Source organism: Streptomyces sp. NPDC054956, assembly GCF_053609185.1.
Genome location: NZ_JBSGXB010000306.1, coordinates 1 through 8,917, shown reverse-complemented (window position 1 = coordinate 8,917; position 8,917 = coordinate 1). Strand labels below are relative to the sequence as shown.

Below are 8,917 nucleotides of genomic sequence, written 5' to 3'. Positions count from 1 at the left end.
GCCATCCCCCGGGGGGATCCCGGGAGTCTTGTGTTTTTCCGGGACGGGACGGCCTGTCAAGGGTGGCCGAAGGCCATCGCGAAGCGACGCGACCGCAGGGAGCGCCCTTGACAGGCCGGCCCGGCGCGGAAGGACACTGGACGCCCGGGACGCCCCCCGGTAACTGTCGAAGTCGGCTCGCACACAGGCCCCGCCAACCCGGCGCCCCCGCCCCACCGCCGCAGCCACCGAAGCCGCAGGTTCCGCCAACTCAGCGCCCCCGACAACCGTCGCAGCCACCGCGGCCGCAAGTCCCGCCAACCCAGCACCCCCTCCCCGCCGTCAAAGCCACCCCGACTCGGGGCGCCACCAGCCCAGCGCCCCGCCCGCCCCCGCCCGCCCCCGCCCCAGCCCGCCTCCGCAGCCCACTCCCGCCCCCGCAGCACCCGTCGTACGCTGGGATGATGCGAACTTCACGGCAGGCAGCGCGAATTGTGGTCCTCAATCCCGACGGGGCCGTCTTCCTCTTCCGGGAGAACAACGTGGAAGTCGGCATCCACTGGTTGCCGCCGGGCGGGGGGATCGATCCCGGGGAGACGCCCGAGGAGTGCGTGCGGCGGGAGCTGCGCGAAGAGACCGGGTGGACTGACCTGGAGCCGCAGCGGTTGCTCTGCACCTGGGAGCACGACTTCACGCACCAGGGCGTCCCCGTGCGCCAGCACGAGCACATCTACGTCACCACCGGCCCCCACCGCGACCCCGTTCCGGAGTCCCCCGACGCCCACTGGCGCTGGCTGTCCCCGCAGAACCTCGCCACCCTCGGCGAACCCCTGTGGCCCCCGAGGCTCGCCGAGTTGCTCGACGAAGCACCCGCCGAGCCCGTGCACCTGGGTCTGCTCGCCTGATCCTCCGGATCAGCGGGGCATCCGCCCGGACAGCTCCCGCGCGGCGGCGCGCAGCTCGGCCGCGCGCGAAGCCTCGTACGAGCCGGGAGCGGGTCCGGACGGTCCGACGGAGGGGCCGGTCAGGGGGACCTGAACGTCCCGGCGCCCCTCCAGCGATCCGGTCAGCGGCAGCGGCAGCGGCCAGTGCACCCGCGCGCCCGTTCGCTCCGCCAGTACGAGCACGGTGGCGATGAAGCCGTCCGAGAGGGCCTGGACGATCGCGTGGCCCGTGCCCCCGTAACGGGCGAGCAGGGCTTCGGTGAAGGGGCCGAGGACGGCCGGGTCGATCTGGCACTCGTCGTTCTCCAGCGGGCCGATGCCCGACGGGAGGTCGAGGTCGGCTTCGAAGAGGGCCACTTGGCGGTGGAAGAGCCGGGCGGCGCCGTTCGAAGGGTTCCAGACGGTCTCGTCGCCGACGTCGTAGTGCTGGCTCACGGGTGCCGCCTCACCGGCGCCAGGCCCGTTGGTGCCAGGCCCGTGGACGCCAGGCCCGTGGACGCCAGGCCCGTGGGCGCCGGGCCCGTTGATGCCGGGCCCGTGGGCGCCGGCCCCGTTGGTGTCGGGCTCACTGGACGTCCCCGCCCACCGTGCCCGCCCCCTTCGTGGCGTCCGCCGCGCCCGTCGCCCGCGCGTACAGTGCCGCCGCGTAGCCGGAGAGGATCGTGCTCGTCGAGACGTCGTCCGTGTCGCCGCCCGTCAGGATGCCGATGATCTTGCCGTCGCCGGCGATCCACGCGCTGCCGCTCGTGCCGCCGGGGAAGTCCGCGCAGTCGAAGCGCTGTTCCGTGGCGGTGGTCCGGACCGCTCGCGACGTGCAGGTGCGCGCGACCTTGCGGTCGGCCGGGTAGCCGGTCACGGTGACTTCCTCGCCCGTGCGGCCCGTGGTGTCCAGGACGGCGGCGCCGGTGACGTCCTCGATGTTGCGGCCCGAGGCGTCGGGGGCGAGGCGGGCGAACGCGAGGTCGTAGTTGTCGTCCGTACCTTCGGCCCAGTGGGGGTCCTCGAAGACCTCCGCGATCTTCCAGGTGCCGAAGGGGGCGTTCCCGTCCGCGTACGCGGGTGCGAAGATCGCCCCGCCTTCGCCGGCCGGGCCCTCGAGCAGGCAGTGGCCCGCGGTGACGATCAGGTTCCGCCCGGGGCTGTGCACGACGGTCGCCGTACAGAAGTGATCACCGGTCACATCGCCCTCGAACAGCGCTCCGGAGATGGCCGTGACCCCGCCCGGCTTGGGTGCGGAGGCCGACGGCCTGGGGGTCGCGCCGGTGGACATCTGAGGCTGTTTCGGCGATTGCGACTGCGACGGGCGGGCGGTGGAGGACGTCGTCGGGGACGTCGCCTTCGCATGCACGGGGGCCTTGCCGTCCGCGGGCGGCACCACCTTCGTCATGGCGGCGGACGCACCCAGTGCCGCCAGAGCACACAACACCGCGGTCACCACAGTCCGCTTGTCCACCACAGACACTCCTCCCCCACTTTGCTGTGGCGAAGCATGCCTTGCCCACGGCGGCCACCGCAAGGGGCATCCCGGCCCAGGTGCCACCGGGATACCGGCCAGCGCTTCAGCCACCTCCCCAGCCATCACCCCGGCCATCACCCCGGCCATCACCCCGGCCATCACCTCACCCCGCACACCTGCCCGCGCGCCAGATGAGGCCCCGTCAAGGTCCTCAACCCGCCCCGCCCCACCGGTTGACAGCAGCGCCCGCCCCCTCCACACTCATCCGTATCCACTGGAAACAGTTTACGGAGGACACAGTGATCGTCGCACTCACCGCCACCGGCCTCGCCGCCGCCGCTCTCGCCACTCCCGTCGCCGGCCTCTTCGCCCACCGGGCGCTGCGCCGCACGCAGGCCGCCGCGGCCCTGCGGATCGAGTCCCCGAACGGCATCGACGAGCGGGGCTTCGTCCGCATCGGCGGCATCGACCAGTGGATCTCGGTGCGCGGCGAGGACCGGTCCAATCCCGTGCTCGTCGAGATCCACGGCGGCCCCGGCGCCGCCAACTCCGTCTACACGTCCCGCACGCGCTGCTGGGAGCGGCACTTCACGATCGTCCGCTGGGACATGCGCGGCGCGGGCAAGACCTTCGGCCGGGGCGGTCCGGAGGGCCAGGGCGAGGCCACCTTCGCGCGGGTCTACGAGGACGCCCTGGAGGTCACCCGGTACGCCCAGCGCCTGCTGGGCGCCGACCGGGTGGTGCTCCTGGCCAGCTCCTACGGCAGTGCTTTCGGGCTGCGGCTGGCGCGCAACCATCCCGAGCTCTACTCCGCGTACGTCGGCACCGACCAGAACATCCACACCGGCGGCCGCGACACCTCCGCGTACGAGGCGCTGCTGGAGCGGCTGCGCGCCGCGGGCAAGCGCAGGCAGCTCGCACAGGTCGAGGCGATCGGCCCGGACCCGTACGCATGGACGGCCCGCCAGCAGGCGACGTACGCGAAGCTGTCCGCGCAGAGCGACCCGCTGACGCTCGACACCATCAAGAAGGTGGTCCTCGGGTCGATGTGGCTGTCGCCGCTGCACTCGCTGCGCGATCTGCGGGACTACTTCAGGGGGCAGTCCTTCTCGGAGCGGATCACCGAGGGGACGGCCGGGTTCGACGACCGGGCCGACGGGACGCGCTTCGAGATCCCGTTCTTCGTCTTCCAGGGCGAGCACGACGTGCTCACCCCGACGGCGGCCGCGAAGGCCTTCGTCGATGAGGTGGAGGCGCCGGTCAAGCACTTCGCGGTGATCGAGGAGTGCAGCCACTTCGCATCGTTCCGCCGCCCGGAGCGTTTCCTGGAGCTCCTCCTGACGCACGTCGCCCCGGCCATCACGACGAACCCGGCCCCGGCCTCCTGACCGCCCCGCCGTGCCACCCCGTCGCGCGAGCCCGCGCACCGCAGCCCCGGCCGGATCGATTCCGGTCGGGGCTGCCGCGTGAGCGGGTGGGGGTGTTCCGGGTTACGCGCCCGGCCAGAGGCCTTCCGGGGTGAGGCCCAGGAGGTCGATCGCGTTGCCGCGGACGATGCGGTCCACGACGTCCGGGGCGAGGTGGCCCATCTGGGCCTCGCCGACCTCGCGGGACTTGGGCCAAGTGGAGTCCGAGTGCGGGTAGTCGGTCTCGTAGAGGACGTTCGCGACGCCGATCGAGTCCAGGTTCTTCAGGCCGAAGGCGTCGTCGAAGAAGCAGCCGAAGACGTGCTCCGCGAAGAGTTCGGACGGCGGGCGCAGCACCTTCTCGGCGACCCCGCCCCAGCCGCGGTTCTCCTCCCAGACCACGTTCGCGCGTTCCAGGATGTACGGGATCCAGCCGATCTGGCCCTCCGCGTACATGATCTTGAGGTTCGGGAAGCGTTCGAACTTGCCGCTCATCAGCCAGTCGACCATCGAGAAGCAGCAGTTGGCGAAGGTGATGGTGGAGCCGACGGCCGGCGGGGCGTCCGCCGAGGTGGAGGGCATGCGCGAGGAGGAGCCGATGTGCATGGCGATGACCGTGCCGGTCTCGTTGCACGCCTCCAGGAAGGGGTCCCACTCGTCCGTGTGGATGGAGGGGAGCCCGAGGTGGGGCGGGATCTCCGAGAAGGCGACGGCGCGGACCCCGCGCGCCGCGTTGCGGCGGACCTCGGCGGCGGCCAGGCGGGCGTCCCAGAGCGGGATGAGGGTGAGCGGGATGAGGCGGCCGGCGGCGTCGGGGCCGCACCACTCCTCCACCATCCAGTCGTTGTACGCGCGCACGCCGAGGAGACCGAGCTCGCGGTCCTTGGCCTCGGTGAAGGTCTGGCCGCAGAAGCGGGGGAAGGTCGGGAAGCAGAGGGCGGACTGGACGTGGTTGACGTCCATGTCGGCGAGGCGCTCGGGAACCGAGAAGGAGCCCGGGCGCATCTGCTCGTACGTGATGACTTCGAGCTTGATCTCGTCGCGGTCGTAGCCGACGGCCGTGTCGAGGCGGGTGAGGGGTCGGTGCAGGTCCTCGTACACCCACCAGTCGCCTATCGGTCCGTCGTCGCCCTTGGCGCCCATGACGGGGGCGAACTTGCCGCCGAGGAAGGTCATTTCCTTCAAGGGGGCGCGGACGACGCGGGGGCCGACGTCGTGGTACTTGGACGGGAGCCGGTCCCGCCAGACGTGGGGGGGCTCAACCGTGTGGTCGTCCACCGAGATGATCTTCGGGAAGGTCTCCATGTCCTCACGGTAGCGTCAATCTGACGAACCGTCAGCTAGTTGGGAGGGGCGGGGTTCTGGATCCGGTAGGACTGGGTCCGCCACGGGCTGACGTGTACGCGCAACACAGGGCAGACTGGCCCTTACACCTAGGAAGGCAGGGGGGACACCAGATGGACGGCACACCGGCCATCCCGCACCAGCGGAACCACCCCGAGGCCGGTAACGCTGCCGCGGGGACCGGACTCGAAGCCGCCACCGCGGAGGCCGGAGCCGGGACCCGCGTCGGAGCCGGGACCCAGGCCGGGACCGATACCGCAGCCGACGCCGCGGCCCACACCGGGAGCGAGTCCGGGAACGAGTCCGGGAGCGACAGCGCGGCCCCCGACACCGCGGCCCCCGAACCCGCCCCCGGCGGCAACCGCTTCGCCGTCCTCGGTCCCATCCGTGCCTGGCGCGGCGCCGATGCGCTGCCCTCCGGGACCCCGCAGCAGCGTGCCCTGCTCGCCGTGCTCCTGCTCCGCGACGGCCGCACCGCCACCGCGCCCGAGCTCATCGACTCCATCTGGGGCGAGGACCCGCCGCAGCAGGCCCTCGCGACCATCCGTACGTACGCCTCCCGCCTGCGCAAGATCCTCGACCCCGGGCTCCTCGTCAGCGACGCCGGCGGCTACGCGATCCGCCTGCCGCACCCCGAGGCCCTCGACCTCGGCATCGCCCGCACCCTGGCCGCCGACGCCGAGACCGCGCGCACCGAGAAGGGCGACCGCGCCCTCGCCCGTACGCTGCTGGCCCGCGCCCTGAACGTGTGGGACGGCGAACCGCTGGCCGGCGTACCCGGACCGCACGCCGACACCGAGCGCACCCGGCTCGCCGAGTGGCGCCTGCAGCTGCTGGAGACCCGGCTCGATCTGGACCTGGAGCTCGGCCACCACGCCGAGGCCGTCTCCGAGCTCACCGCCCTGACCGCCGCCCACCCGCTGCGGGAGCGGCTGCGCGAGCTGCTGATGCTCGCCCTCTACCGCAGCGGCCGCCAGGCCGAGGCCCTCGCCGTCTACGCCGACACCCGCCGGCTCCTCGCCGACGAACTCGGCGTCGACCCGCGCCCCGAACTGTCCGAGCTCCAGCAGCGCATCCTGCGCGCCGACGCCGAACTCGCCCGTGCCGAGGACCCGGCACCGGCGGCCGCGCCCGTACTCGTGAGGCCCGCCCAATTGCCCGCCACCGTCTCCGACTTCACGGGCCGCGCCAGCTTCGTCGGCGAGCTCGGCGAGATCCTCGCCGGGGCCGAGGGCCAGGTCATGGCCGTCTCGGCGCTCGCCGGCATCGGCGGCGTCGGGAAGACCACCCTCGCCGTGCACGTCGCGCACGCCGCCCGCCCGCACTTCCCCGACGGGCAGCTCTACGTGGACCTCCAGGGCACCGAGGCCCGCCCCGCCGAGCCCGAGGCCGTCCTCGGCTCCTTCCTGCGCGCCCTGGGCACGCCCGACGCCTCGATCCCCGACTCCCCCGCCGAACGGGCCGCGCTCTACCGCTCGACCCTCGACGGCCGCCGCGTCCTGGTCCTCCTGGACAACGCCCGCGACGCCGCCCAGGTCCGCCCGCTCCTGCCGGGCACCGCCGGCTGCGCCGCGCTCGTCACCAGCCGGGTCCGGATGGCCGGCCTCTCCGGGGCGCACCTCGTCGACCTCGACGTGATGAGCCCCGAGGAAGCCCTCCAGCTGTTCACCCGGATCGTCGGATCGGAGCGGGTCGGCGCCGAGCGCCAGGCCGCCCTCGACGTGGTCGGCGCCTGTGGCTTCCTGCCGCTCGCCATCCGCATCGCCGCCTCCCGGCTCGCCGCCCGCCGCACCTGGACCGTCTCCGTCCTCGCCGCGAAGCTCGCCGACGAGCGCCGCCGCCTGGACGAGCTCCAGGCCGGCGACCTCGCCGTCAAGGCCACCTTCGAGCTCGGCTACGGCCAGCTCGAACCCGCGCAGCAGCGCGCCTTCCGGCTCCTGGGTCTCCCCGACGGGCCGGACATCTCGCTCGCCGCCGCGGCCGCCGTGCTCGACCACCCGGAGCACGACACGGAGGACCTCCTCGAGGCTTTAGTCGACTGCTCCCTCCTCGAATCCGCTGCGCCCGGCCGCTACCGCTTCCACGATCTCGTACGCCTCTACGCGCGTGCGTGCGCCGAGCGCGACGAGCAGCCGCCCAGCGAACGCGACGCCGCCCTCGACCGGCTGCTCGACTTCTACCTGGCCACGGCCGCCTGCGTGTACGGCCTGGAGCGGCCCGGCGACCGGCTCGTCGCGCACCTGTCGGCCACCCGCCACCCCGGGCTGGTCTTCACCGAGCCGCGTTCCGCGCAGGACTGGCTGTACGCGGAGGCCGATCCGCTGCTCGCGTGCGTCCGGCAGGCCGCCGTACGCACGAGCGGGCGGCCGGACCTGCTGCGCCGGGCCGTGGACCTGCTGTGGGCGGCCAAGGACCTCGCCGAGTCGGGCGCCAACTCCAAGCAGTACGAGTCGGCCGCGACCGCGCTGCGCGACGCCGCCGAGGCCGCGAAGGACCCGTACGCCGAGGGCCGGGCCCGTACCACCCTCACCAACACCCACCTGGTCGCGGGCCGCTTCGCGGAGGCCGACGACGAGGCCCGCCGGGCCACGCTCCTCGCGCGCTCCGCCGGGGATCCGCTGCCCAGCTGCTGGGCGCCCAACGACCGGGGCATCATCGCCCTCTACGAGGGGCGCTACGAGGACGGCGAGCGGCACCTGCTGGAGGCCATCGCCAATTTCCGGGCCGACGCGAACTACGTCGGCGAGGCGAGCGCCCTGTGCAACCTCTCCCGTATCCACGTGGAGCAGGCCCGGCTCACCAGCGCCATCGAGCTGGCCCAGCAGGGCATCGCCATCTACGACCGGATGGGGCTCACCCTGCGCCTGGCCAACGGCCGGTACGCGCTGGGCATCGCCCTCACCCAGGCCGAGCGGCTCTCCGAGGCGCAGTCGCAGCTCAGCGAGGCGCTCACGCTGTTCCACGAGAACCGGCAGCCCTTGTGGGAGGGCGTGACGCACTACCGGCTCGCGAAGGTCCACCTGGCCGCGCGGCGGCCCACGCTGGCCGCCTCCCACGCCGAACAGGCCATCGCCCTGCGGGGGATCGGCGGCGAGTGGAGCCGTGCCAGGACGCTGACCGTGCTGGGCCGGGCGCTGCGGCAGCTGGGGCAGCGGGACCGGGCGCGGGTGTGCTGGCGGGACGCGGAGACGGTGTTCACGCAGCTCAAGGCGCCGGAACTGACCGAGGTGCAGGCCCTGCTGGCGGCGGAGATCGCGGCCTGAGGCGCGCTGAACGAGGCGTTCATCGTTCGTTTATCGCTACCCGACAAGATGGTGTTCATCGACTCGACGTGTCGGGGGGCACCCGGGTCGGCTGAGGACCACCCGTTCGGCGATCCGCGGGGGAATCGCCGAACGGGACCGACCCACCCATCAGGAGATCCGATGACGACGAACGAGAACGTCCTGCCGACCGACGGTGACATCAGACCGCTCGACAACCACGCCGCGGATGTCGACATCAAGCCGCTGGACAACCACGCGGCGGGTGTGGAGATCAAGCCGCTCGACAAGCCGCTCGACAACCACGCCGCCGGCGAGGACATCGTCACGATGGACAACCACGCGGCCGGTGGCGGCCTGTAGGTGGGGGCGTAGTCCTCACTGACGCGTACGGCCCGGGAACACGGGGGAAACGGGGGACCCGGGCCGTAGCGCAGTGCGTACCACGGGGGAGGGACCGGGGGTCTGGGGGGACCAACGGGTGCACGGGGGAACGGCGGCCGCGGTGGCCAGGAGGGGGACCAC

The 8,917-nt window shown here is 72.9% G+C and carries 7 protein-coding genes; 4 read left to right on the top strand and 3 right to left on the bottom strand.

Going from position 1 to position 8,917, the window contains the following annotated elements:
* Positions 1 to 440 precede the first annotated feature (440 nt).
* Positions 441 to 884 (top strand): NUDIX hydrolase, encoded by a 444-nt coding sequence (locus ACWGDE_RS32165; RefSeq protein ID WP_453392568.1) that lies wholly within the window; start codon positions 441 to 443, stop codon positions 882 to 884.
* A gap of 9 nt (positions 885 to 893) precedes the next feature.
* Here the strand turns inward: ACWGDE_RS32165 and ACWGDE_RS32160 are convergent, their stop codons facing one another.
* Positions 894 to 1,358 (bottom strand): DUF6086 family protein, encoded by a 465-nt coding sequence (locus ACWGDE_RS32160; RefSeq protein WP_453392567.1) that lies wholly within the window; start codon positions 1,356 to 1,358, stop codon positions 894 to 896.
* 130 nt (positions 1,359 to 1,488) lie between these two features.
* Entirely contained in the window at positions 1,489 to 2,376 is an 888-nt protein-coding gene (locus ACWGDE_RS32155) for a trypsin-like serine peptidase (protein ID WP_453392566.1), read from the bottom strand.
* A 302-nt stretch (positions 2,377 to 2,678) separates the two neighbouring features.
* Between ACWGDE_RS32155 and ACWGDE_RS32150 the strand changes: the two genes are divergently transcribed.
* Complete coding sequence (locus tag ACWGDE_RS32150) at positions 2,679 to 3,767, top strand: alpha/beta fold hydrolase (RefSeq protein ID WP_453392565.1); 1,089 nt, start codon at positions 2,679 to 2,681, stop codon at positions 3,765 to 3,767.
* Between the two features lie 102 nt (positions 3,768 to 3,869).
* On the opposite strand, the gene ACWGDE_RS32145 is transcribed toward ACWGDE_RS32150, so the two are convergent.
* Entirely contained in the window at positions 3,870 to 5,090 is a 1,221-nt protein-coding gene (locus tag ACWGDE_RS32145) for an amidohydrolase family protein (protein WP_453392564.1), read from the bottom strand.
* 152 nt (positions 5,091 to 5,242) lie between these two features.
* Here ACWGDE_RS32145 and ACWGDE_RS32140 point away from each other — a divergent pair, with 152 nt between their 5' ends.
* Entirely contained in the window at positions 5,243 to 8,392 is a 3,150-nt protein-coding gene (locus ACWGDE_RS32140; protein ID WP_453392563.1) for a BTAD domain-containing putative transcriptional regulator, read from the top strand.
* A 162-nt stretch (positions 8,393 to 8,554) separates the two neighbouring features.
* Complete coding sequence (locus tag ACWGDE_RS32135) at positions 8,555 to 8,755, top strand: hypothetical protein (RefSeq protein WP_453392562.1); 201 nt, start codon at positions 8,555 to 8,557, stop codon at positions 8,753 to 8,755.
* The last annotated feature ends 162 nt before the right edge of the window (positions 8,756 to 8,917 follow it).

Coding starts and splice junctions, on each gene's coding strand:
- ACWGDE_RS32165 (WP_453392568.1), top strand. CDS start 441: ATGATGCGAACTTCACGGCAGGCAGCGCGAATTGTGGTCCTCAATCCC.
- ACWGDE_RS32145 (WP_453392564.1), bottom strand. CDS start 5,090: ATGGAGACCTTCCCGAAGATCATCTCGGTGGACGACCACACGGTTGAG.
- ACWGDE_RS32140 (WP_453392563.1), top strand. CDS start 5,243: ATGGACGGCACACCGGCCATCCCGCACCAGCGGAACCACCCCGAGGCC.
- ACWGDE_RS32135 (WP_453392562.1), top strand. CDS start 8,555: ATGACGACGAACGAGAACGTCCTGCCGACCGACGGTGACATCAGACCG.